This window comes from Methylovulum miyakonense HT12 (genome assembly GCF_000384075.1).
GTDB lineage: Bacteria > Pseudomonadota > Gammaproteobacteria > Methylococcales > Methylomonadaceae > Methylovulum > Methylovulum miyakonense.
This window is the reverse complement of the sequence record NZ_KB913025.1, coordinates 2,759,062-2,782,603: the sequence shown is the minus strand read 5'-3', so window position 1 is coordinate 2,782,603 and position 23,542 is coordinate 2,759,062. Positions and strand designations below refer to the sequence as shown.

Annotated in this window: 19 protein-coding genes; 8 read left to right on the top strand and 11 right to left on the bottom strand. The window is 49.9% G+C overall.

Going from position 1 to position 23,542, the window contains the following annotated elements:
- Positions 1–5: 5 nt before the first annotated feature.
- From METMI_RS0113860 to METMI_RS0113850, 3 genes are all read right to left on the bottom strand, one after another.
- A complete protein-coding gene (locus METMI_RS0113860) occupies positions 6–569 on the bottom strand; it encodes an SRPBCC family protein (protein ID WP_019866892.1) in 564 nt (187 codons plus the stop codon).
- A gap of 101 nt (positions 570–670) precedes the next feature.
- On the bottom strand, positions 671–2,026 hold the full coding sequence (gene prsR / locus METMI_RS0113855; RefSeq protein WP_019866891.1) for a PEP-CTERM-box response regulator transcription factor: 1,356 nt from the start codon (positions 2,024–2,026) through the stop codon (positions 671–673).
- 30 nt (positions 2,027–2,056) lie between these two features.
- On the bottom strand, positions 2,057–3,871 hold the full coding sequence (locus METMI_RS0113850; protein ID WP_019866890.1) for an asparagine synthetase B family protein: 1,815 nt from the start codon (positions 3,869–3,871) through the stop codon (positions 2,057–2,059).
- 242 nt (positions 3,872–4,113) lie between these two features.
- On the opposite strand from METMI_RS0113850, the gene METMI_RS0113845 reads away from it, so the two are divergent.
- A complete protein-coding gene (locus METMI_RS0113845; RefSeq protein WP_019866889.1) occupies positions 4,114–6,222 on the top strand; it encodes a RelA/SpoT family protein in 2,109 nt (702 codons plus the stop codon).
- A gap of 187 nt (positions 6,223–6,409) precedes the next feature.
- Here METMI_RS0113845 and METMI_RS24110 read toward each other — a convergent pair whose 3' ends face one another.
- From METMI_RS24110 to suhB, 5 genes are all read right to left on the bottom strand, one after another.
- Positions 6,410–7,975: a metallophosphoesterase family protein gene (locus METMI_RS24110; protein WP_019866888.1), complete on the bottom strand. Its 1,566-nt coding sequence runs from the start codon at positions 7,973–7,975 to the stop codon at positions 6,410–6,412.
- Between the two features lie 97 nt (positions 7,976–8,072).
- Positions 8,073–8,480 (bottom strand): hypothetical protein, encoded by a 408-nt coding sequence (locus METMI_RS0113835; RefSeq protein WP_019866887.1) that lies wholly within the window; start codon positions 8,478–8,480, stop codon positions 8,073–8,075.
- A gap of 69 nt (positions 8,481–8,549) precedes the next feature.
- Positions 8,550–9,089 carry a GTP-binding protein gene (locus METMI_RS0113830; RefSeq protein WP_019866886.1) on the bottom strand — a complete coding sequence of 180 codons (540 nt, stop codon included), beginning with the start codon at positions 9,087–9,089 and terminating at the stop codon, positions 8,550–8,552.
- Between the two features lie 16 nt (positions 9,090–9,105).
- Positions 9,106–10,224, bottom strand: coding sequence for a hypothetical protein (locus tag METMI_RS27500; protein WP_019866885.1), 1,119 nt, complete (start codon positions 10,222–10,224; stop codon positions 9,106–9,108).
- Between the two features lie 365 nt (positions 10,225–10,589).
- Positions 10,590–11,384, bottom strand: a complete 795-nt coding sequence (gene suhB / locus METMI_RS0113820; protein ID WP_029151701.1) for an inositol-1-monophosphatase — start codon at positions 11,382–11,384, stop codon at positions 10,590–10,592.
- A gap of 180 nt (positions 11,385–11,564) precedes the next feature.
- On the opposite strand from suhB, the gene METMI_RS0113815 reads away from it, so the two are divergent.
- The 7 genes from METMI_RS0113815 (at position 11,565) to METMI_RS0113785 (ending at position 21,014) form a co-directional block, all read left to right on the top strand.
- Positions 11,565–12,293: an RNA methyltransferase gene (locus tag METMI_RS0113815; RefSeq protein ID WP_029151700.1), complete on the top strand. Its 729-nt coding sequence runs from the start codon at positions 11,565–11,567 to the stop codon at positions 12,291–12,293.
- Between the two features lies 1 nt (position 12,294).
- Positions 12,295–13,053: a serine O-acetyltransferase gene (gene cysE, locus METMI_RS0113810; protein WP_019866882.1), complete on the top strand. Its 759-nt coding sequence runs from the start codon at positions 12,295–12,297 to the stop codon at positions 13,051–13,053.
- A 186-nt stretch (positions 13,054–13,239) separates the two neighbouring features.
- Positions 13,240–14,595 (top strand): ABC transporter permease, encoded by a 1,356-nt coding sequence (locus METMI_RS0113805; protein WP_019866881.1) that lies wholly within the window; start codon positions 13,240–13,242, stop codon positions 14,593–14,595.
- A gap of 43 nt (positions 14,596–14,638) precedes the next feature.
- Complete coding sequence (gene prsK, locus METMI_RS0113800; protein WP_019866880.1) at positions 14,639–16,735, top strand: XrtA/PEP-CTERM system histidine kinase PrsK; 2,097 nt, start codon at positions 14,639–14,641, stop codon at positions 16,733–16,735.
- A gap of 169 nt (positions 16,736–16,904) precedes the next feature.
- Positions 16,905–17,918 carry a type I glyceraldehyde-3-phosphate dehydrogenase gene (gene gap, locus METMI_RS0113795; RefSeq protein ID WP_019866879.1) on the top strand — a complete coding sequence of 338 codons (1,014 nt, stop codon included), beginning with the start codon at positions 16,905–16,907 and terminating at the stop codon, positions 17,916–17,918.
- Positions 17,919–17,923: 5 nt separating this feature from the next.
- Positions 17,924–19,372, top strand: a complete 1,449-nt coding sequence (gene pyk / locus METMI_RS0113790) for a pyruvate kinase (RefSeq protein ID WP_019866878.1) — start codon at positions 17,924–17,926, stop codon at positions 19,370–19,372.
- Between the two features lie 271 nt (positions 19,373–19,643).
- Positions 19,644–21,014 (top strand): esterase-like activity of phytase family protein, encoded by a 1,371-nt coding sequence (locus METMI_RS0113785; RefSeq protein WP_019866877.1) that lies wholly within the window; start codon positions 19,644–19,646, stop codon positions 21,012–21,014.
- 74 nt (positions 21,015–21,088) lie between these two features.
- On the opposite strand, the gene METMI_RS0113780 is transcribed toward METMI_RS0113785, so the two are convergent.
- The 3 genes from METMI_RS0113780 to METMI_RS0113770 form a co-directional block, all read right to left on the bottom strand.
- Positions 21,089–22,258, bottom strand: a complete 1,170-nt coding sequence (locus tag METMI_RS0113780; RefSeq protein WP_019866876.1) for a YncE family protein — start codon at positions 22,256–22,258, stop codon at positions 21,089–21,091.
- Positions 22,259–22,333: 75 nt separating this feature from the next.
- The gene (locus tag METMI_RS0113775; RefSeq protein WP_019866875.1) at positions 22,334–22,609 is read right to left on the bottom strand and encodes a DUF4242 domain-containing protein; all 276 of its coding nucleotides are present in this window, start codon (positions 22,607–22,609) and stop codon (positions 22,334–22,336) included.
- Positions 22,610–22,666: 57 nt separating this feature from the next.
- Positions 22,667–23,269 carry a TetR/AcrR family transcriptional regulator gene (locus METMI_RS0113770; protein ID WP_019866874.1) on the bottom strand — a complete coding sequence of 201 codons (603 nt, stop codon included), beginning with the start codon at positions 23,267–23,269 and terminating at the stop codon, positions 22,667–22,669.
- Between the last annotated feature and the right edge of the window lie 273 nt (positions 23,270–23,542).

Sequence of the window (23,542 nt, the reverse complement as noted above, 5' to 3'; positions counted from 1 at the left end):
AAACCTTATTTCTCAGCCAAGGTTTTCAGGTTCGCCAAACCGCCTTTCAAAATGGCCGTGACTGCCGTGTTGGCCGCTTCTTCGTTCATTTCTTCTGGGGGATTGTTGTTCATATAGGCACGGTAATAGCCGGCTTTCCAAGACACCAAGGCAGAACCGCCTTTATCTTCGACTTCAATGCTGGCCGCATAGTTGTCTACCGGCAATACCGGCACTTTTTCTTCCGCCCCTGAATGGGTGATCGTTTTCGCAACGCTCATATCGGTGATTTTGTACGCATAAGTCATTTTCTTATCGTCATATTTTTTCAGCTCTTCGGTGATGGTTCCGCCATCTTTCAAAGTCAAAACACGGATTGAGCCTTTATTGTTGCCTTTATCGGCGGTGGTGCTTTTGACACCTGGCAACCAAGACATATCGTCGTAGTTTTTAATGATGCCCCATACTTTTTCCGCGGGCGCGTTGATGGTCACCTCTTCTTCAGCTTTTTGGCGGACAGGGCCATGGGCATAGGCAACCGCTGTAAACATGAACATGGCGGATAAACTTAATAAAGCAATTTTTTTCATAGTAACTTCCTAGTGGGATAAAGATAAACGCGGCATTATATGCCAACTACACCTTACTGGCATCAGTTGATGCGGGTGCTTTTCCATACTCATGGCCAATTTTAATCGCTAACCTTAATCCCATACTTTTCAAACAGGGTGTACAACGTAGGGCGGGTCACACCTAAAAGCTTTGCCGCATTAGAAATATTGTTATGGGAGATGGCCAATGCCCTCTTGATAGCCGTGGTCTCGGCAGCTTCCCGGACCGCTTTAAGATTAAACGGCATGGTTTCATCGCCAAGTTCACCTAATTCAAGGTCATCAAAATCAATGACGGCATCGTCCGCCATGATCACGGCCCGTTTGATTTTATTTTCCAGCTCGCGGATATTGCCGGGCCACGGGTAGTTTTCTATCGCCTGCACGGCCTCCGGGCTAAAGCCTTTCAGGATTTTATTATTGGCCTCGCTGAAGCGTTTCAACAAGACATTGGCAATGGTTATCGCATCCCCATCACGCTCCCGCAAGGGCGGGATACTCAGCGTGATTTCGCTGACGCGATAGTACAAATCGCTTCTGAACCGGCCTTCGTCGATCAAGGCCTGCAAGTTTTGATGGGTTGCGCAAATGATACGGACATCAACGGGAATTTCCTTGCGCCCGCCGATGCGTTCTATGCTCCGTTCCTGAAGAAAGCGCAATAATTTCGACTGCAAACCAACGGGCAAATCGCCAATCTCATCAAGAAAGAACGTGCCTTTATCGGCGTATTCGATCTTGCCCTTGGTTTGTTGGGCGGCTCCGGTAAACGCGCCCTTTTCATAGCCGAACAACTCGCTTTCCAATAAGTTTTCCGGGATCGCCGCACAGTTTACGGCAACAAACGGCTTGCTTGCACGGTGGCTTAGGCCGTGGATAGCCCTGGCGAGCACCTCCTTGCCGGTGCCGCTTTCACCTAACAGCAAGGTTGTCGCATTGGTGGGGGCGACTTTTTCCACCATACGCGTCAAATCCTGCATCTTCTTGCAGGAAGCGATAATGCCCTCCAAAGGCTCCTGCGATTTATGCTGCAGTTGGGCATACGCTTTCTGCAAGCTGGCAAACTGGAAAGCCCGCTCAACAATCAGGTTTAAAATATCCAAATCAATCGGTTTCTGATAAAAATCATACGCCCCCATGGCAACCGCCCTGACGGCATTGTCGCGGTCATCATTTCCGGTCACGACAATCACCTTACTGGCAGGCGCCAATTGCAGGATTTCCTTCAAGGTTGCAAGGCCCTCGCTGGCATTGGCAGGATCGGGCGGCAACCCCAGATCCAGAGTGATGACTGCGGGCATAAAACGCCTTAACGCCACTATCGCGTCATTCCTGTTGCCGGCAATGACCGTCTGGTAACGTTCAAACCCCCATTTTAATTGGGTTTGCAAACCATGGTCATCTTCAATGATCAATAAAACGTTCTTCTCACCCACTTATCACCCATCCTCTGCGCCGTTTCATTTTCAATGCACCAACAACCACTGTTCCAACATAACCAACAACCAAATCATAACGCCATAATAAGAGGCGTGGCTATCCTGGTGCAGATGGATAAGGTTTTTAATGTAAGCAGGATTCAAAAAACCCCGCTTAGCCACACCTTGCAAATTCGCCTCGGCGAATTCTTTTAGGTTTTTATCGGCGCCCATCCAGACCCCGAAAGGCAAGCCAAAACCCTGTTTGCTTTTTGCCAAGGTTTCTTTCGCCAAAAAACCTTGCATCGCCTGACGGTAAAAAGAGCGTAATTCAAACCCTTGCATCAGCCATTTTGAAGGGACTGAAGCGGCAAAAGCCACTAGGTTTTCCTGCAACATAGGGTATTGCACCGTGACCCCCGCCAGATCGCACATCCGGTTGACTTTCCTTAAATCATTATCGGCAAGCGTGAATTTGTTATCCAAAAACAGCATTTTTTTGACCAGATCATCGCCCCCGGTGCGCTGGTATGTGGCTTGCAATTGGGCCAGGGGAGCCCCGCTGTCAATCTGGGACAGAAAGTCTTGCGCAAAAATATCCTCCAGAGGGGCCCTGTGCAGAAAGTTATACGTTTCCAAACGTTGTGGCATGGGGATTTTGGCCTGTTCGATATAGCTTTTCACCTTACGTAACGGCGGTAAGCTAGCCGCTACCGGCTCCAGCATGGCTTTGGCGAACCCCGGCACATGCCGGTACAGGTCGAAAATTTTTTGTTTGGCATAACGGGCGTTGCCCGCAAAAATCTCGTCGCCGCCATCGCCAGCCAATAACCGGGTCATGCCGTGTTCGCGGGCGAGTTTTGCACAGTAATAAGCGGGCACGGCCGAGGCATTGCCAAACGGTTCATCGTACGTTTGCGCAAGCAAGGGGATCGCGTCCAGGACATCGGCGGGCGTGACATAATACTCATGCAAGTTGGCGTTAAAATGCCTGGCGGTGATGCGGGCGTAGTCCATTTCGTCATAGCCCTCGGCGGCAAAGCCGATGCTAAACGTGTCAACAGGTTGCGCGGACAATTTTTGGAACACGCCGACCACGGTGCTGCTATCCAAACCACCACTTAAAAACGCGCCGGTTTTTGGGTCGGGGGCGCACTGTTTTGTTGCCTGTTCCAGTTCGCCATGAAGCTGGGCGAGCAAATCTTGCTGACTGGCGGTGCTGTCCTGATAACGCCTTTGCCAATAATAGCCGTTAGTGGCTTGGTTGTGGCCGACTTCCAAAAATTCGCCGGGCTGTAGTTTTGTTATCCCTTCATAGATGCTGCCAGGGCTAGGGACCATGTGGAAATACAAATAATCGAAGAGGGACTGCCGGGAGATTTCCGGCCGCACATCAGGATGGGCCAACAATTGCTCCAGTTGGCTACCAAAAACCAACAAATTGTCTTGCCGGTAAAAAGCGAGCGGCCGTAGACCCATCCTATCCACCGCCAGCAATGCGTAATGCTGGTCGGCCTGCAGCACACCAACGGCAAACGCGCCAGCCATTTGCCCCAGCACCTTGCGGCCTTGCCTTAGAAAACCTTGCGCAAGGGCATAGGCATCGCCATGGGATTGTGCCATAGTAGCCAAAACCGGGTCTTGCCATTGCGGTGACCCGTCAACAATCACCAACAACGCACCATCCTGATAAATGCCCGGTGCGGCAATTAGGCCATGACCGCCCAGGCCAGCGGCTTTATAATGGCGGGCAACCTGTGGCGAACCCGCCATCAGGCCACGGGTGGCGTCACGTTGGGCATCAACCAGCCGGGCCGAAGCGGGCGTCTCGGTGGCGGATAGCCAACCGTAAATGGAACTCATAGTCGGTCTTCCTACAGTTTGTTGGGGCATCGAAAAACCCGGCTATTATGGCATTGTACGGTTGCTTAATGAAAGCGGTTAGGTCCGGTTACCCTAGCCCAAGCGAAATGGGTGGCATGTTTATAGCTTATCTGTAAACCCAAACGCCCTCAGGCAGGTTTTAGAAGCCCGCCAGACCTGACGGCAATAGAAACGGCAACAGGCATTTACCCCAAGGTTTATCAATCGGTGACCAGCATCTGATGAAAAAAAATTTCACCCCCGAAAAACTCCTATCCGGCAACTTTTCCGAACCAGACCGCCTACAAATTGACAAGGCCATGGCGATAGTGGGGCAACTTGTCGATGACCCGCGTTATTACCGCCCTAAAGGCTATGAAGTGGCGACCATCCTCATGGATTTCCATGTCGATTTAAACACCATCCTGGCCGCGATCCTGAGCGACCCGCGCCTGACCCCGCTCAAACTGTTGCCACACATCAAAGAACAGTTTGGCGAAACCGTGGAGGCGCTGGTCAAAGATGTCAACTGGCTCAACACCATCGCCATTTATTCGTTGGACATGACCGACCAGCCCAACCAGTCGGAAATCCTGCGCCGGATGCTATTGTCGATGACCCAAGATGTGCGGGCGGTGCTGATCAAGCTGGCTTACCGGATCAAACGCTTGGGCGTGTTGCCTAAAGAATCTTACGAAATGCGCCGTTTCATCGCCCAAGAAACCTTGGACATTTATGCCCCTATTGCCAACCGTATGGGCATACACCAGCTCAAATGGGAGCTGGAGGATATGGCCTTCCGTTATCTCAAGCCACAATCCTATCTGCATATTGCCAAATCGCTGAACGACAAACGCACGGAACGGGAAGACTGCATCAAACGCTTTATCGAGCTGCTAAAAAAGACGCTCGCCGCCGAAAACATCAGCGCGACGATTTATGGCCGCCCCAAGCATATTTACAGCATCTGGAAAAAAATGCAGCGCAAGCAACTGGGCATAGAAGAGCTCTATGACCTTTTGGCGGTACGCGTGATTGTCGATAACCTGGGCGCTTGCTACACCACCTTGGGCATCGTCCATAGCCTGTGGCAGACCATCCCCAAAGAATTTGACGACTACATCGCCAACCCCAAGGAAAACGGCTACCAATCCTTGCATACGGTCATCATCGACCCTGACGGAAAGCGCATCGAAGTGCAGATCCGCACCCAAGAAATGCACGATTTTGCCGAATTTGGCGTTGCCGCGCATTGGTCATATAAAGAAGGCGGCAAACATGACGCGGCCGTCGAAAAAAGCATCAGTTCGTTGCGCAAATTGCTGGAGGAAAAAGACGACGACGAAACCCTGAGCGAACACTTCCGTAATGAGCTGTTCCATGACCGCGTCTATGTGCTGACACCCAAAGGCAAGCTCATTGATTTGGTGAAAGGTTCCACGCCGCTGGATTTCGCCTATGCGATACACAGTGAAATAGGCCACCGTTGCCGTGGCGCGAAAGTCAACGGGCGTATCGCCCCCTTGACCTATATCCTGAAATCTGGCGAGCAAGTGGAAATCCTCACCGTCAAGGAAGGCGGGCCGAACCGCAATTGGATAGACCCTAACCTGGGCTACCTAAAATCATCCAACGCCATCAGCAAAGTCAAAAGCTGGTTTAAAAACCAGCAAGAAACGCAAAATATTGCCGCCGGAAAATCCATACTCGATAAGGAAAGCCTACGGCTGGGCATCAAAACGCCCAATTTGACCGAGCTTGCCAAGTATTTCCACCAACCCAATACCGACCAATTGCTGGAGTTCATTGGCCGGGGTGACATCAATACCCGCCAACTTGCCGCATTTTTCAAAATTCCTGAGCTGGAAACGGCGAAAGTGAAAAAAACGGCGGCAAAACCGGCGGACAAGACGGAAGTGTCCGTGGATGGCATCAACCAAATCAAGACCACATTCGCCAGCTGCTGTAGCCCTGTCCCCGGCGATGACATCATCGGTTTCATTTCCTTGAAAAAAGGCATCATCGTCCATAACAAAAACTGCCCTAACATCATTAATATGGGGCATGAAAAACAAAGCCGTTTGATTGGCGTGGCATGGGGGAAACAAACCAGCAGCCATTTCGTGCCGATCGTCATAAAGGCCTTTAGCACCCAACACCTGCTGAATGAAGTGTCCCAGCTTTTGGCCGAAGAGAAGATCTATATTGCCAATGCGGCGATGGAAACCCAAGCCGATTTTTCCGCCCTACTCAACCTGACCATCCAAATCAAGAACACCGACCAATTAAGCAAGGTCCTGAAAAAAATAGGCTGCTTGTCGAATGTCATTGACGTCAAACGCAAGATTTAAAGGTGGCGGGGATTTGTGGAGGCTGGATGGCCGCTGTCCTTCGGGCACGTCCTTACTGTAAAAAGGTGGGTTCCGGCAATCCACGCTTACGAAGGCTGGCCTTTAGGCAGGCGGCGGGTCCGGCCTAAGGAAGGTTAGTTTCCAAAGAGCTCCTGTCCAACCACTACCGGAATGCCAAAGCTAGCCGTTATCGGCCATGTAACATGCGTAGGGCGAACGCTTCGGGTAAATGGCATTGGCGCATTTTGGCAATGACCGACTGATAATCATAAGGCAATTGCATAAAAGACACCCGCCGCAACTCCTTGTCATAAATGGCGAATTGCGTGTCGGTGTGGCCATTACGCGGTTGCCCGACCGAGCCTGGACAAACCAAGGCCTGCTGATAAGCCGCCAAACTGATTATTTGGCCGGTTTTTTGTACATCATTATACTTGCGGCGGGCAAAAATGCCCGGTATGTGCGAATGCCCATGAAAGCATAAACCCATGCCATTTTGCTGCATATAGTCAAGATTATCCTGATAAGTCATGGCATACACATAGGCATAAAAATAATCAGGGTCCATAGGCGCCCCATGCACCGCATACCAATCTTCCTGTTGGATAGACAGCGGCAAATCATTTAACCACTGGCGATAGTCAGCCGATAGCTGGCCAATCGTCCAGTCTATGGCCATTTTAGCCTCCCGGGAAAAACCTTTAGCCGTGTCGCCAGTCGCAACACCGTAATCGTGGTTGCCTTTTATGGCCTGGAAACCGCAATCCTGTAAGCGCTCAATACACGCTTGGGGTTCAGGCCCGTAACCCACAATATCGCCCAACACGATCCCTTCGTTAATATGCTCGGCCTTGAGGTAATCCAGCACACAAGTGAGCGCCGGGTAATTGGCATGGATGTCGGCCAAAAGCGCTAGATAACGCCCGCTAGCCTGACGTTTGGCTGCTTTGGGGGCAACGGCCGTTGATAACAGGGAGGTGCTTGTGGACGTTGGTTTAGCATCAGACGGATGCTGTAATACTTTGATTAAACGTTGTAGCAAGTGTTCTTTTTGTTCATTTGGCATAAACATGGATTGCAATTGCCCTGCGATCACATGCTGGCATTCGCTGTCCTGAAAAACTCCCCGCAGCAGCCTAACCAAATTACGGCCCAACTCTTCAATAAACGCGGCATCAAACCAAATAAAACTACGGATAAAAACCCCTAACATAATCGAAAAGGCGACAAAACCGTCCCACGCATAATACTCATCATCCAGATAATAAACTTGCCCTTCTGCGGACACGGCAAAATTTGACAGGCCTTCATCAAGTTTCTCGCCAGCCGTTTTGGCTACCGTCAAATAAAGTTCAAATACGGCAGTGAGCAAAACGAGGTTACGTTGCCGTTCGCTGGCCGATTTTAAGGCCATATGCAAAGGTTCAAGCCGGGGGCAAATGCTCGCAACGAGACTGGTGGCATCCTGCCCGGTTATCAGCAGCCAGGTTTTGAAAGGGTGGTGCACTGCCAATTGCCGTTCTTTTTGTAATGTCCGCCACATCCAAGCCCGCGCTTGACTGGCAGTCAATTCCAAATCGGAACGCACTTTGATAACATCGGAAGCGTTCGTGTAGATAAGCGTGCCAGGCCGGCCAACAAACGCGGTACCTACAGCCAATGCCTGCAAATCCGTTGCTAAAAGCCCGGTGATGTAAGGCAGCTCATAGTGGGATCGCCCATCAACGGCCCCGATAATTTCAACCGTCCACATAGTTTACAAAGTTGTCATTTAGCCGGTGGCATAAGCCGTGCCGGATACGGGCAGACATTTCCACACCCCGTACCCCGCACGGCTCAACGCTACTGGATTAAGGGCATAGCGGAGCAATCAACGGCATGTTTCTGCGTACCGCAGCCCAGCCCATGCCTAAGTTGGTTTTCCTGTTGGTGATCAATACCACCAAAGCATCAGGCTTCTCAGGGATAGTCGCCATGAAATGCAAGGTCTGTTCGGTGGTCATTTGCACTTCCTTGATCATTTTCTCCACTTTTTTGCCGCGCTGGGTAGTCAACAGCGATTCGACCGCCCGCACGTTTTTGCCGCGCAACATATCCACCGCCGCAGCCGCAACCGCATCCAGGTAAGAAGAGGTGAAATAAGGCACATTGTGCGCGACCGCAATCAGTAGTCCGGTTTCCAAATCAACCACGGCACAACCCAGCGCACCCTCCACGTCAGATAAAACACTTTGTAAAATATCATCTAATTTCGCCATGACTAACGTCTCCTAAAAATAAAATACAACATAAATTATCATTAAAAATTAATGATATGGGAAATACTACTAGCCATACTCAAGTATAGCCAGCAAAGTATTCAGTAACAGCCTTACATCCTCCAAACTACGCGCATCGACATGGATCACTGGCCAAGGGTCACCCCGCTCAGCCAAGGCCGAGTAATAATCATCAACGCTAGGTTGCATGGTTTCGTCATAATGGGTAATGCCAATGACCGCCGGACTTTTAAGCAAAAAACGGTAGTTTAAATTTAAGTAATAATCCATTTCATCCAACGGGTTTTCATGGGTATTGTCAATGAGGACAATCAGGCCCAACGCGCCTTTGGTCAAAATATCGGTCATAAAATCAAAGCGGCGTTGCCCGGGCGTCCCATAAAGATAAAGCACCCCACCACCTTCTAAGGTTAGCTCGCCATAATCCATCGCCACTGTCGTTGTGGCTTTACGTTTGATGACGCTGGCTTCGGATGGCTTTACTTCAGTGGAGACGGGCGTTTTTTCGCTGATGGTGGTGATCGCCGTGGTTTTTCCCGCACCGACACAACCCGTAAACACTATTTTGGTTTGGATAAATCCAGTCATTACGTCAGCCCCTATTTCAGAATTTTAGACGGTTTCTGATTTTTCTCAGCAAGTTCTGATGTTCCAAATCTATCTGTTTTTCGTGGAGTTCAATCGCCGCCGCTTTTTCGATCAGCCCAACCAAGTGGCACGCATTATAAAAATCATAAACAGCTTCGACAGGATATTGGGTTGCCGAAGGGATGTCCGACAACTTTATGGTGTTGCTGTGCATGAAAGCGGCCAGTTTGACGTAATTGCCGCATCCGGGCAGACCCAAATCAGGCCAACGTATCAAATGCACAACATCTTCAGGACTTGTGCCTAGCAGCAATCGGCCTTGGGATGCCTTAAAAGCGGCATACCAAATCAGATTGCTCAGTGGCTTAGGGGACAACTTCGTGTTGCTGACAACCTGCCGTAGTTCAGGCTGGGTAATCGGTTTAATGCGTATTGGGTCACGGTCAAAACAAGGTATAAGCTGCTCCAACGTTAAAGGGCAATAATAGGATCCCTTAACAGGGTCAAGGTACACACCCACATCATTAACCCGGATCAATACAGGGACGGATTTGCAGTCCAGGACCGCTTTTAAAAGCCCATGCTCCGGAGAAAAAACAGCGGGGCCGATAGCTTCCTCTTCCGAAGTTGCGGGAGGGGACGCTTCTATCCGGATATAGGCAGCTTGCTGGGATGGGGGGACGTCAGAAATTTCATTTACGTCTTCGGGAACTTTATCAATGTGCCCAACTTCGGCGGTTTCGGCGGTTTCGGCGGTTTCGGCGGTTTCGGCGGTTTCGGCGGTTTCGGCGGTTTCGGCGGTTTCGGCGGTTTCGGGTGGCTGGCTGCCCACGGCTTTGTTAAGCACCTCGACTAAAGAACGTAAACGCGGAATTTTTGTATGGTCAACCAGGATATGGTTGTTGTCGGCAGTGCTGCCACTGTCATAAAAGAAACAACGCGTCACCGGAATACCAGGAAGAAGGGATTCTTTTAGGTGTTTTTCAGTTAAAACAAAAAAATCCGCATTTTCAGTCGTGACAATAGACCACGTCTGTTGCAGACGCGCTTCGGCTAAGGACAGGATGGCAGAAAAATACTCCGTTTCAGATTCGCTAAAATCAACTAACCTGATTGTTAAATGACTAACTATCATTTGCCCTGCCTAATATATTCAATGATCCCAGGATAATTTGTTTGCCTTCTTAAGCGGATAAAAATTATAAATTTGGTGGGCAATTTTACCCCCAATGACGGCTTATTTTATAAACTGGTTGTAGTATAGATTAATTAAAACCTCTGTATTCTTCTGCCCTTAACATAAAGCCATAGGTATCTGGCTTGTCTATGCCCCGGTTGGGATGGGAAACTTTATATATCGTAAGGGCTTATCCGAAATAGCCTCATCTACAAAAAAACAGGCCGCAATATATTTGCTACGCTGCTTAGAGCGGGTTATTTTATTTTTTGTGAATTATATCACATTTTATTTTCTATTTTTTTGAACTATTGAAGCGAAACTTACTTCAAGCTCTCCGTCACATGCGGCTCAATTAGCTGGTACATCAACTGATGCATTTTGGGGCTACCCGCAATTAAATTACCAGACTGCAAGTAATTGTCATTAAATGAAAAATCAGTCACCACCCCGCCTGCTTCCTTAATCAACAAAACGCCCGCCGCAATATCCCATTCCATCACGCCGATTTCCCAGAAGCCATCCAAGCGGCCGGCCGCCACATAAGCCAAATCCAAAGCGGCGGAACCTGCGCGGCGTATCCCGGCACATTCCATGGTCAGTGAGCTGAACATGTTCAAATACGCTTTAAGGTGTTGGTCGGTCTTAAACGGGAAACCCGTGCCAAGCAACGCGCCTTTCAGGCCTAATGGCTGGGTGACCCGTAAACGGCGGTTATTCAATGTCGCCCCGCCGCCCCGTTTGGCGGTGAACAGCTCATCGCGCAGAGGGTCATAAATTACGCCAACCTCTAACCGGCCTTTGTGTTTCAAGGCGATGGAAACGGCATATTGCGGGAAACCGTGCAAAAAGTTGGTCGTGCCATCTAGCGGGTCAATAACCCAGACAAAATCATTACCCTGATGCTCGCCGCTTTCTTCGGCCAAAATCGCATGGCCTGGATAGGCTGCCCTGATGATATTGATGATTTCCCGCTCCGCCATGCGGTCAACTTCACTGGCGTAATCGTTTTTACCTTTTTGATCAATGCGGAGTTGGCCGATATTATCGGATGAACGAAGAATCAAGTCGCCCGCGCTTCTTGCCGCCCGGACGGCGATGTTTAACATAGGTTGCATAGGTCAGTTTCTAATGGGCAGATAAAACAGGGTATGGTAGCAAATCTTTTGGTAAACTTAAGGCTTTTTTCGGCTTGCTATTTTAAAGCGCCTCCTTTTTCCAATCTTGAAAATGCTTGGCAATTTTGGGACTCTGGATTGGCCTTTTATCGTTGCCAGCCTATCAACGCAGGATTAACGTTGCTTTCGCATATTAAAATTGTCCTGGTCGAAACCACCCATCCGGGTAATATCGGTGGGGTGGCAAGGGCCATGAAAAACATGGACATGACCCGCTTGGCTCTGGTCGCCCCCAAAATATTCCCTAGTAACGAGGCGACCGCCCGCGCTTCAGGGGCGGATGACATCCTCGCCGCCGCCACGGTCTATCCGACGGTGCAAGAAGCGATTGCCGATTGCCAGTTGGTCATCGGCACCAGCGCCAGACGCAGGACGATCAGTTGGCCGGAACTCAACCCCAGGCAATGTGCGGAAAAAACCGTCATCGAAAATCCACACCAACAAATCGCCATTATTTTCGGGCGTGAAAACTCCGGACTGAAAAACCATGAACTGGATTTATGCCATTATTTGCTGCACATCCCTTGCAACGAGCATTACAGCTCCCTAAATATTGCCGCAGCGGTGCAGGTGGTTTGTTATGAGTTGTTTGTTGCGGCGGATATGGCCGACAACACCCGTATTGGCGACCAAGGTGATTCCCCTTTAGCGACCGCCATGCAAATGGAGTCGTTTTATCAGCATTTACATGAAGCCTTGATAGACATTGGCTTTATGCGCGGCGACAGGTCCCGCTCGATTATGCGCCGCTTGCGCCGCATTTATAACCGTATCCAACTGGACACTAAAGAATTGGACATACTCCGGGGCATTTTACGTATGTCCCAAGACCATCAACATAAGGACTAATATGTTCACCCGATTAAAAGAAGATGTTGCGTGCGTGTTTGCCCGTGACCCTGCCGCACAAACTTGGTTTGAGGTCATCACCACCTATCCTGGCGTCCATGCCGTGATTATCCACCGTCTCAGCCATTGGTGCTGGAAAGCCGGATTCAGATGGCTGGCACGCTTTATCGCCTATGTCAGCCGTTGGTGGACGGGCATTGAAATCCATCCGGGCGCGGAAATTGGCCGCCGCTTTTTCATCGACCACGGCATGGGGGTGGTGATAGGCGAAACGGCCGTGATTGGTGATGATTGCACGCTCTACCATGGCGTGACCTTGGGCGGGACCACTTGGAAAAAAGGCAAACGCCACCCTACCCTGCATAATGGCGTGGTCATAGGCGCAGGCGCAAAAGTCCTGGGCCCCATCGACATTGGCGACGGTGCGCGCGTAGGTTCCAATTCGGTGGTGCTAAAACCAGTCCCTGCGGGGACGACCGTGGTCGGGATCCCGGCGCATATCATTGGTGGACAAAAAGCGAGCAAGCCTGAACCTGTTGAAACGGGCCGCCCGGTCAATTTCAATGCCTACGGGGCAAGCGCCGATATGCCCGATCCGGTGGCATTGGCGATCAACCGTATGCTTGACCACATCAACGATCTCGACAAGCAAATCGAAACCATGCAAAAAGCCCTTAACGAGGCGGGCATCAATTGTAAAAACCCGCCGATTTGCACGCTTGATGGTTGCCAGATCAATGACGGTTATAAAGAAAAATAAGCCTATAGGCGGCAATAAAAACACGGATTTTATATCCACTAGGTTTTGGCCTTCCCATCCGGTCTTGTGGTAACTTATTCCTATCCGGTTGTGATGGGCCGAAAGGGGCGCCACCCAGGCGGCACTTCCCACTGCCCAAACCAACTTGGCCTGTAATCTACGTATGCCAAACACAAGGTGGTCTTGATGATTATTTTATGGACTGATGCCCTGGTCTTTTTGCTATGTTTCATGGTGCTGGCCTGTGCCGTTTACTTGCACGGCAAGGAACACATCCGCCGCCCCCTGCAACAGATAGGGCAAAATAAAACAGGTATGGTGTCACTGACCGTGCTGCTGTTTTTTGTTGGCATTGGCCTGCTGGATTCCATCCACTATCAGGCTTCCGGCAAAGGGATACAGGGTGCGGAGGCTAGCCATGAAATCATCAGCCTCTTGGATATTTGGGCCACCCCGCTACGGGAACACGGTGAAAAAACCTACTCGGCGCCTTTCGCACTAACACTTTATAGCAAGGAAATGATGGCCACAGCGGACGGGGCGGTGTCTTGGGGATACCCGCGTTTGGTGTTCGGCGGGCGGCATGTGGATGACCCCAAGCAACATACCGCCGATGCCGTACAAAAAACCATCACTGGCTTGGCCCAGGGCTTAGGCTGGTCAGGTTTAATTGCGCTGCTGTTTTGGGGTGGACTGAAACTGGGGGGAAAAAACCTACCCGCCCATGGCGCGGCCCAAGCGGTATCGTTGACGGTATTGGCGCTATTTTGCACCGCTTATGCCCTATGCTATGTGTCGCAATACTACCATGTGCTGGGCACCGATAAAGTGGGTGAAGACGTGCTTTATCAGGCCATAAAAAGTATACGGACGGGGCTAATCATCGGCACATTGACAACGCTAATCATGCTACCCCTGGCGATCATCTTTGGCATTCTCGCCGGATTTTTCCGCGGTTGGATTGATGACCTGATCCAATATGCCTACACCACCCTCAACTCCATCCCCAGTGTCCTGTTGATCGCCGCTTCCATTTTGATGGTGCAGGTCTATATGGCCAACCATGAAGAAGCGTTTACCAGCATCGTCGTCCGTGCCGATATGCGGCTGTTATTTTTATGCATGATTTTAGGCGTCACCAGTTGGACGGGATTATGCCGCCTCTTGCGTGCAGAAACCTTAAAACTGCGGGAGATGGAATACGTACAGGCCGCTTATGCGCTAGGCGTAAAACCCGCCACTATTCTAATCCGCCACATCCTGCCCAACGTCATGCACATCGTCCTTATTTCTGTAGTGCTGGACTTCAGTTCGCTGGTGCTGGCGGAAGCCGTATTGTCATACATCAATATCGGCGTGGACCCGACGACTTATAGCTGGGGCAACATGATCAATGGCGCACGGTTGGAAATGGCGCGTGAACCGATGGTGTGGTGGTCGCTCTCGGCCGCCTTTATTTTTATGCTAGCCCTGGTGCTTGCGGCCAATTTATTGGCCGACACCGTGCAGCAGGCATTTGACCCCAGGCGCATTAATGGATAAGGCAAGCACATCATTCAATTTAGCCAGCATGGGCGGCACATAGATGGAAGGGTTTGTTTTTTATAGTTACTTGATCGCGGCAATAGCTTATTTCCTGCTATTGCTGCTGGCGGCGATTGGCATTAAAAAAAACACCATCACCTTCCCTTTTTTTATTGCTGTCGCATTCTCTTTGCTGTGGGCGGCTTATATTTGCACCATCCAATACCGCTGGTTTTCCGATGACCTATCAATTCCCGACAGCTTAGGCTATGAAACTTTACGGGATGCCGCCTGGTTTTTCGTATTAGGCACCCTTATTTCACGGCAACGCTACAACCATAGCTATAAGCTCCTCTACCAATCCAGCTTCGCTTATGTTCTGGGCGTATTCATGCTGTTCCTGTTCAGCTTTGAAATATCAGACGATTTACGCGGTCACGTCCTTCACATTATTGGCGAAAAAGTTCATGTGCGCCTGCTTTCCCACTTGGTGTTTTCCATCATCGGCCTGGCCCTGATTGAAGACCTGTATAGAAGTGCGGCCCCAGAACTGCGCTGGGTGATCAAATTCCTTTGTATCGGTTTAGGGTCATTATTCACCATCGATTTTATCGTCTATAGCAAATCCCTCCTGTTCACCAAACTCGATTATCCGCTGTGGGGCTCAAGAGGCATCATTAACGCATTGGTCACGCCATTGCTGGCCGTGTCGATGTATCGCCTGCAAACCACTAACATGTCCGGCATCGCTCTATCGAGGACGGTGGTTTTCCACAGCACCGTCTTGATGGGGACGGGTTTGTATCTGATATTGATGTCGTTGGCGGGATTTTATATCCGTGACTTTGGTGGCAGTTGGGGGGAAGTGGCCGAAATTTTATTCATTTTTCTGGCGATCGTCATTTTGCTGGTGCTCTTTGCCTCCGGAAAAATCAGGGCCCAGGCAAAAGTCATTTTTAACAAGCATATCTTCAGCTACCGTTACGATTACCGTGAGGAGTGGCTAAAACTCAGCAAAACAGTCGCGAAACTGAATTCTTTAAGTGATCTGTCAGAAGCCATCATTAAAACCATGGCGGATTTGATCGACAGCTCAGGCGGGGGCTTATGGCTAAAAGATGACCAGGGGAATTATTATCTTGCCGAAGCCAGGAACTTAGGCTTTGAAGCCTCTGAGGACATCGCCGCCAACCACGAAATGGTGCAGTTCATGACAGATAAACAATGGGTGATAGACTTGTACCAGTTCTTAAAGGATCCCGGTTTCTACAATCATATAGATTTATCGTACTGGTCCCCGGCAGAGAAAAAAGTCTGGCTGATCATCCCCTTGTTTTTGCAAAATGACCTGGAAGCTTTTGTGGTGTTGACCCAAGCGAGGGCGCCACGGGCGCTTAATTGGGAAGACCATGACTTGCTAAAAACCGTCGGCAAACAACTCGCCAATGCCCTGGCCTTGAAACGGGCCAGTGACGCGCTGTCGCAATCAAGGCAGTTCGAGGCGTATAACCGTATATCCGCGTATTTAGTCCATGATTTGAAAAATCTGATTGCGCAAATCGCCCTTATTGTCAAAAACGCCGAAAAACACAAAAGCAACCCTGAATTTATTGATGACGCCATCACTACGCTGAAAAATGTCGTCAATAAAATGGACCATTTGATCGTCCAACTCAAACAAGGCAATGGCACCCCTGACCAAAATATCCGGATCAACCTCGCTGAAATAGCCGCTGATTTGGTCATTCAACAAGCCGGTAATAAACCGGCATTACAATTTATAAAATCCATTGACACTGATATTTTTGTCATGGCTGAAAAAGAAAAAATAACCGCGATCCTGGGGCATCTCGTGCAAAATGCCCAAGATGCGACCCCCGATAATGGCACTGTCAAACTGGAATTAGGCAAAAACCAACAACACGCCATGATTAAAATCTTAGACACTGGTTGTGGCATGGAGAAAAAGTTCATTGCCGAGCGCTTGTTCAAGCCATTTGACACCACCAAAGGCAATGCCGGCATGGGAATCGGCGTTTATGAAGCCCGTGACTATATCATCAAGCACTCAGGCACTTGCGTCGTCGATAGCAAGCCCGGTAGCGGAACGACATTCACCATCACCCTGCCGCTTGCGGATGATGCCTTGACGCTATAAGCCTTTAGGCTTGGGCAAGGCCCAGCGGCACAAACCAAGAGATGGCAGCGGTTAACTTGCCAGATGACCAATAGACTAAGCACCCACTATTTTGGTATAGTTGTTGCGTTTTCCAAATATTTCTACACATTCGTGTAATTTTTGTCCCATTACTCCCTGGAGAAAATCAATGCCAATTAAAGTTGCTATCAATGGTTATGGCCGTATTGGACGTAATATCGTCCGTGCCTTATACGAAGCGGGCCGTACTGATGAAATTCAAATCGTCGCCATCAATGACTTAGGCGATGCCAACACCAACGCACATTTGACCCAATATGATTCTGTGCATGGCAAATTTCCTTTTGATGTCAGTGTTGATGGCGAATTCATGGTTATCAATGGCGATAAAATCAAAGTTTTCTCGGAGCGCGACCCTTCCAAATTACCTTGGGGCGACCTGGACATTGATGTCGTCCACGAATGTACCGGCCTGTTCACCAGCAAAGCCAAAGCCTCTGCGCACATCACGGCGGGCGCGAAGAAAGTCATTATCTCAGCCCCAGGCGGCGATGACGTTGATGCGACCATCGTTTACGGTGTCAACCATAAAACCCTGAAAGCCACAGACACCGTCATTTCCAACGCGTCTTGCACCACCAACTGTTTGGCCCCTTTGGTCAAACCTTTGAACGATGCCATCGGTGTTGTCCACGGTTTGATGACCACTATCCATTCTTACACTAACGACCAAGTCTTGACTGACGTTTACCACAGCGATTTGCGCCGTGCCCGTTCCGCCACGCAATCCATGATCCCGACTAAAACGGGTGCTGCGGCCGCAGTAGGTTTGGTATTGCCAGAATTGAAAGGTAAATTGGACGGTTTCGCGATGCGTGTCCCCACTATCAACGTGTCCGTGGTTGATTTGTCATTTACTGCAGCAAGAAGCACCAGCAAAGCGGAAATTGATGAAATTTTAAAAACCGCTTCCGAAGGTTATCTGAAAGGCATCTTAGCCATTAACCATAAACCGTTAGTCTCCATTGATTTCAACCACAACCCTGCTTCTTCCATCTACGAAGAACCATTGACTAAAGTCGTCGATGGCACATTTGTCAAGGTATTGTCTTGGTACGATAACGAGTGGGGCTTCTCAAACCGTATGTTAGATACGTCAATCGCTTTAGTTAATGCGGAATGATACCAATGTTAAGAAGAACCAAAATTCTAGCCACATTAGGGCCTGCGACTGATAAGCCTGGTGTGCTTGAAGGTCTGTTTGCGGCCGGGGTTGATGTTGTCCGCATGAACTTTTCCCATGGTTCCGCCGAAGACCATATCGCAAGGGCCGAAGCCATCCGGGAAATGAGCAAAAAGACTGGCCGGCGGGTGGGCATCCTGGCTGATTTGCAAGGGCCTAAAATCCGTATCGCCCGCTTTAAGGACACCAAAGTGTTTTTAAAAGAAGGCCAAGATTTTGCCCTCGACATCAACTTTGACCCGTTGTTGGGCGACAACACCCAAGTCGGTATCACTTACGAACCCTTGGCCTTAGAAGTCGTCCCCGGCAGCCGTTTGTTATTGGATGATGGCCGTATCGTGCTGGACGTGGTCAATGTTGAAAACATGCGCGTCAACTGCACAGTTGTGGTGGGCGGTGACCTGTCCAACAACAAAGGCATTAACCTGATGGGCGGCGGCCTTTCGGCAGCGGCCTTGACTGAAAAAGACAAGGAAGACATCGTCACTATTGGCAAAATCAAATGCGATTATGTCGCCGTGTCTTTCCCCCGTTGCGCCGAAGACTTGAATGAGGCACGCCGTTTGCTGGAAGCGGAAGGTTGCTATGCAGGCATTGTTTCGAAAGTTGAGCGTGCCGAAGCCATTGTCGATCCGGTCATGGACGAAATCATCTTGGCATCCGATGCCGTGATGGTGGCGCGTGGTGATTTGGGTGTGGAAATTGGCGATGCCAATCTGCCGGCCATCCAGAAAAAACTGATTAAACGTACCCGCGAGTTGAACCGTGTGGCCATTACGGCGACGCAAATGATGGAATCCATGATTGAAAACCCGATTCCTACCCGTGCGGAAGTGTTTGACGTCGCCAACGCCGTTTATGATGGCACTGACGTGATTATGCTCTCAGCAGAGACCGCATCAGGTAAACATCCGGTCAAAGCGGTGGAAGCCATGCACCGCATTTGTATCGAAGCCGAAAAGCAGCCTAGCGTCCGGGTATCAGACCATCGCATCAACATCCAATTTGAACGCGTTGATGAAGCCATCGCCATGTCGGCCATGTACATGGCCAACCATACCAAAATAAAAGGTATCGTGGCATTGACCGAATCAGGTTCGACACCCTTATGGATGTCGCGGATCAGCTCGGGCATCCCTATTTTCGCCTTCAGCAGTGTGGAAGAAACGTTAGGTAAAGCCACGATGTTCCGTGGCGTATTCCCTATCTATTTCAAGCTTGATGAAACCCAGGACCATGCCGAAGTCAACCGCAGCATCGTGAAAGAGTTGCGGAAATGGAATATTGCCAAAGACGAAGACAAATTCATCATTACCAAAGGTGACTTGACTGGCGTAAAAGGCGGTACCAATGCCCTAAAAGTGATTGTCGTCGGCCAAGGCCTGACGCCCTAACCCATCCCCTCCCCTGCACCCGACAGCCTGTTGGGTGCAGGATCTCCCTCCTTCGCCACACACAACAAGCTTCATTCGCTTCATTCCAGCAAACCGGACAAGCCTAAGGCCCTCGGTTTTCCATAAAGGGACGCTAACGCAAAGCCCTTGCGCCTAAAAGTTAATGTCAACCGGAGCAATCGGCAAGAATTAATAAAACAGTAACAACAGTTAGTCACAATCCTCAGGCTTTATCGCAAAGCTTTAGCAACTAACTATTGAGACTATCATCATGACAAAAAAAATATTGCCTTTTTTAATCCCTTTATTGGCCTGTGCCCCTCTGGCGCAAGCAAATGTTGATTTGGTCGCCGTCGGAAAAGTCGATGGCGGCTACCAAGACCTTTCACCCAGAACCGCCACTGCGCTTGAAAACGGCGTGGCCGGGAACATTTTAGGCGGCGTCGGTTCTGGCCTGGCTTATGCGGGCGGCAACACCTTCATTGCCCTTCCTGACCGTGGCCCTAATGCAGTCGCTTACAATCCGGTCCTTGACGACACCACCTCATACATCAACCGTTTCCATACCTTTAACTTGGCTTTAGCCGTCAACCCAAGTTACGATGCACTGGCTGTGGGTTCGATGCCTTACATCTTGTCCCCGCAACTGACCGCCACCACGCTGTTGTCGAATGGCCAACCCCTGACCTACGCACTTAATGGTGCGCCAGCATTAAACACCACCAGCAAATATTACTACACTGGCCGTTCAGACAACTTTAATCCGACCCGTAAATCCACCAACCCTTTCAATGCCCGTCTCGACCCAGAAGCCGTGCGCGTGGCAAAAGACGGCAAAAGCGTCTTTATTTCTGACGAATACGGCCCCTATATTTATCAATTTAACCGGACAAGCGGACGGTTGATGAAAACATTCAAGTTGCCTAACCGCTTCGCTGTTGCCAACCCCCGTTCCTACGAATCAGGCCCGGACGGTGAAATTGCCGCAAACACGTCCGGCAGAACTGCCAACAAAGGCATGGAAGGCTTGGCGATCACCCCTGACGGCACAACCTTAGTCGGTATCATGCAAGCCAACTTGCTCCAAGACACCAAAAAATACCTGCGCATTGTCACCATTGATATTGCTAGCGGCACAATGCATGAATATGCCTATAAATTGACCGATGGTTCCGGCGCCAGCGACATCGTAGCGATTAACGACCACGAATTTTTGGTTGATGAACGTGATGGTAAAGGCTTAGGTGACGGCTCGGCAGCGGTTGTCAAAAAACTGTATAAAATCGACCTGGCTGGCGCAACCGACGTCAGCGGCGTAGCCACTATCGACGCAACCACTCCGTTAGTGACCAAATCCGCATCACCCTTCTTGGATGTCGTCGCTGAATTGGTGGCAAATGGCATTAGCGCGACAGAAATCCCGGCAAAAATTGAAGGGATTGCCTTTGGCCCTGACCTGGTTGTTAATGGCGTGACCAAACACACGTTGTTCATCGCCAATGACAATGACTTTTTACCTTCTGTAGGCGGGGTCGCTAACCCTAACCAGTTTTTCGTCTTCACTTTTGAAGATGCCGACCTGCCTAACTTGACACCACAAACCGTAGCACCCTTTGCCCTAGACAAGAATGACCGCGGCTAATTGACAAGCCCTCTCCTCTTTGGTAACAAAAAAGGCCGCATCATGCGGCCTTTTTTGCTTAAAACCGGATGGTTTTAATGTGCATCATCATGGTGCCATTCCGGCAGCATCACGATGCAGTTAGGGTTAAACCCCTGGTTCTTCAAGGTATCAATGGACGCTTTCTTTTCCATCTTGACCAAATCAACCACCGTAATTGAGCCGTCATCCATTTTAGGCAAATTCAAAAAGCTGTTCTGCACAAACGCATAATGTTCATCCGGCGAAAACACGACATGGTGCGCACCGCCCGCGGTGGGGATGGACTTTAGCAACTTCGGTTGCGTGGGTTTGCTAATGTCGAACACATTCAACGCCCCCGGATTGGCGGTGGTCACAAACATGCGGTTATGGTCGTGGTTGAAATAAATCTCCAACGGCACACCTTGTTTGATCAGGTTAAAATCATAGATTTCGTGGAATTTAAATTCCTTGCCGTCCTTATCCCAAACGCCCGCCCAAATCGTGCCGCCGAACATATTGTTGACATACACGGTGGCCGGATTTGCGCCCGGCAGGAATACGGCCTCAACGGGCGAAACCCCGGAAGGCGATGGTTTGTCAGAAAGTTTGTGGGTGGACAACACTTTGCCGCTGCTGGCTTCGATGACAGAAACCGTCTCGCCCGGCGCACCCAAATCCGATGGGCGTACGGTGCTGGTCACAACGATACGGTCAATGTCATCCTGCAAACCAATGCCATGCGGATAGCTGATAAACGCGTGCGCGCCCGCCGTTTCTGGCGCGGCAATGGTACTGACGGCTCTGTCGGCTTGCGCATCGCCGACGATGACATTGCTGGAACCCATGCAAGTCAAATACCAGGTTTTTTGGTCTTTCGAAAACGCCACATCCTCTGCCACTTTACAGTCCGGCACATCCACCGTCTTGAGGCGGTAAGGATATTTTTTCATATCCATGACTTGCAGCGGGTTGCTGCCTAAAGAAGTGAAATAAGCCTTGCTGGCGTCTTTATTGTAAAAAATATGGTGCCCGACCAAATCCGGCGGCAGCGGAATATCGGTGATTATTTTGCTGAAGTTAGCCGAACTTGGGTCTACGTCAATGATGGCTATGCCTTCGCGGCGCGGGGTAACGTTGGGTTTGCTTTCATAATTGAGCATCGCCAGGATTTCGGCGTGCGCCAGCGGCGACAACAATGCCACACCTACCAGCAGGGATTTCAGAGTATTTTTTGTTTTCATTGTCAACTCATGGATTTAAGGTGGAGATTGGCCAACCGCGGCACGGATGCCTTACCTGTGCCGCGGTTGTGGCAATTACGCTTCGGCGGTAGTCGGGTCAATCATGGTTTTAATTTCAGAAATGCGGTTTGCCGGGAAGCCACCTTTTTCCGCATGTTCTTTCACAGTCGCCTCATCAGGCGCGATGTAAACGCAATAGACCTTATCATTGGTCACATAACTTTCCACCCACTGGATCTTGGGGCCCATGTCGCTAAGGACGCCGCAGGACTTTTGGGAAATGCCTTGCAGATCTGCCGCCGTCAAAGCGCCTGCCCCCGGAATGTCACGTTCGATAATGTATTTTGGCATGATGTGTCTCCTCGTATAATAAAAAATGACCAGTCGTCTCGAAAAAACATAGTAGCATCAATTCCTGAAATATTCATCCAATAAATTTGTGCAGCATTGCTTAAGCGGCACAGAGGATTTGTCAATTTTCATACGCAACAATACGCCCTGCCAGGTATTGACCAATAAATCCGCCATTTCCCCGGCGGATTTGTCGGTCCGCACGGTACCTTCCTGTTGGGCTTTAGCCAGGCCCGCCTGCAACAAATCACGGTATTGGTTGACCGCCTGTTGCAAGGAAGCCCTGACCACTTCGCTGGTGTCGCCGATTTCGCCCATCAAATTCCCCAACAAGCAACCGCCTTTAAAATCGGTCTGTTCCAATTCATTGATCAATTCGCCAAAATAGCGTTTGATCGCGCCCAGCGCATCACCATCCGGGTTTTGTAAATGGGCGTCCAGTTGCTTGATGAACGGGGCGATATAATGCTGCGTGACTTCAGCGGCAAAATTTTCCTTGCTACCGAAATAGTTATAAAACGAGCCCTTGGGGATTTGCACGGCATCCAAAATTTCCTTCAGGCCCGTACCGTGATAACCCTTATGGGTCAGCAAGGTGACACCTTGGCTTAATAAATTTTCTTTATTGATTTGTTTTTGTGTGGGTTTGGGTTGTGGCATGGCTTCCTAAATAGGTGAACTTCAGTTCCTGCCATTATGCCGTTATCATGAGCCTTACGTCAGCTAAAATCTACCCGGTTGCGGATGCCCCGGCTTACCATAACCTTACAGGCATGGCGGTAAATTCTGCACACTATTAATCGACATTTGCTAATATATGGAACCTGATGTTGGCTAGTGCCTATTGGTTTTGCTTATCCGAAACTTAAAGCCCCCCCCATATTTTCATGTTAAAAAATTTTCGGATAACCACTTGCCATTTAGCCACAAACT

Coding starts and splice junctions, on each gene's coding strand:
- METMI_RS0113785 (WP_019866877.1), top strand. CDS start 19,644: ATGACAAAAAAAATATTGCCTTTTTTAATCCCTTTATTGGCCTGTGCC.
- suhB (WP_029151701.1), bottom strand. CDS start 11,384: ATGCAACCTATGTTAAACATCGCCGTCCGGGCGGCAAGAAGCGCGGGC.
- METMI_RS0113780 (WP_019866876.1), bottom strand. CDS start 22,258: ATGAAAACAAAAAATACTCTGAAATCCCTGCTGGTAGGTGTGGCATTG.
- gap (WP_019866879.1), top strand. CDS start 16,905: ATGCCAATTAAAGTTGCTATCAATGGTTATGGCCGTATTGGACGTAAT.
- METMI_RS27500 (WP_019866885.1), bottom strand. CDS start 10,224: ATGATAGTTAGTCATTTAACAATCAGGTTAGTTGATTTTAGCGAATCT.
- METMI_RS24110 (WP_019866888.1), bottom strand. CDS start 7,975: ATGTGGACGGTTGAAATTATCGGGGCCGTTGATGGGCGATCCCACTAT.
- cysE (WP_019866882.1), top strand. CDS start 12,295: ATGTTCACCCGATTAAAAGAAGATGTTGCGTGCGTGTTTGCCCGTGAC.
- METMI_RS0113805 (WP_019866881.1), top strand. CDS start 13,240: ATGATTATTTTATGGACTGATGCCCTGGTCTTTTTGCTATGTTTCATG.
- METMI_RS0113830 (WP_019866886.1), bottom strand. CDS start 9,089: ATGACTGGATTTATCCAAACCAAAATAGTGTTTACGGGTTGTGTCGGT.
- METMI_RS0113845 (WP_019866889.1), top strand. CDS start 4,114: ATGAAAAAAAATTTCACCCCCGAAAAACTCCTATCCGGCAACTTTTCC.
- METMI_RS0113770 (WP_019866874.1), bottom strand. CDS start 23,269: ATGCCACAACCCAAACCCACACAAAAACAAATCAATAAAGAAAATTTA.
- pyk (WP_019866878.1), top strand. CDS start 17,924: ATGTTAAGAAGAACCAAAATTCTAGCCACATTAGGGCCTGCGACTGAT.
- METMI_RS0113860 (WP_019866892.1), bottom strand. CDS start 569: ATGAAAAAAATTGCTTTATTAAGTTTATCCGCCATGTTCATGTTTACA.
- prsK (WP_019866880.1), top strand. CDS start 14,639: ATGGAAGGGTTTGTTTTTTATAGTTACTTGATCGCGGCAATAGCTTAT.
- METMI_RS0113850 (WP_019866890.1), bottom strand. CDS start 3,871: ATGAGTTCCATTTACGGTTGGCTATCCGCCACCGAGACGCCCGCTTCG.
- METMI_RS0113775 (WP_019866875.1), bottom strand. CDS start 22,609: ATGCCAAAATACATTATCGAACGTGACATTCCGGGGGCAGGCGCTTTG.
- METMI_RS0113835 (WP_019866887.1), bottom strand. CDS start 8,480: ATGGCGAAATTAGATGATATTTTACAAAGTGTTTTATCTGACGTGGAG.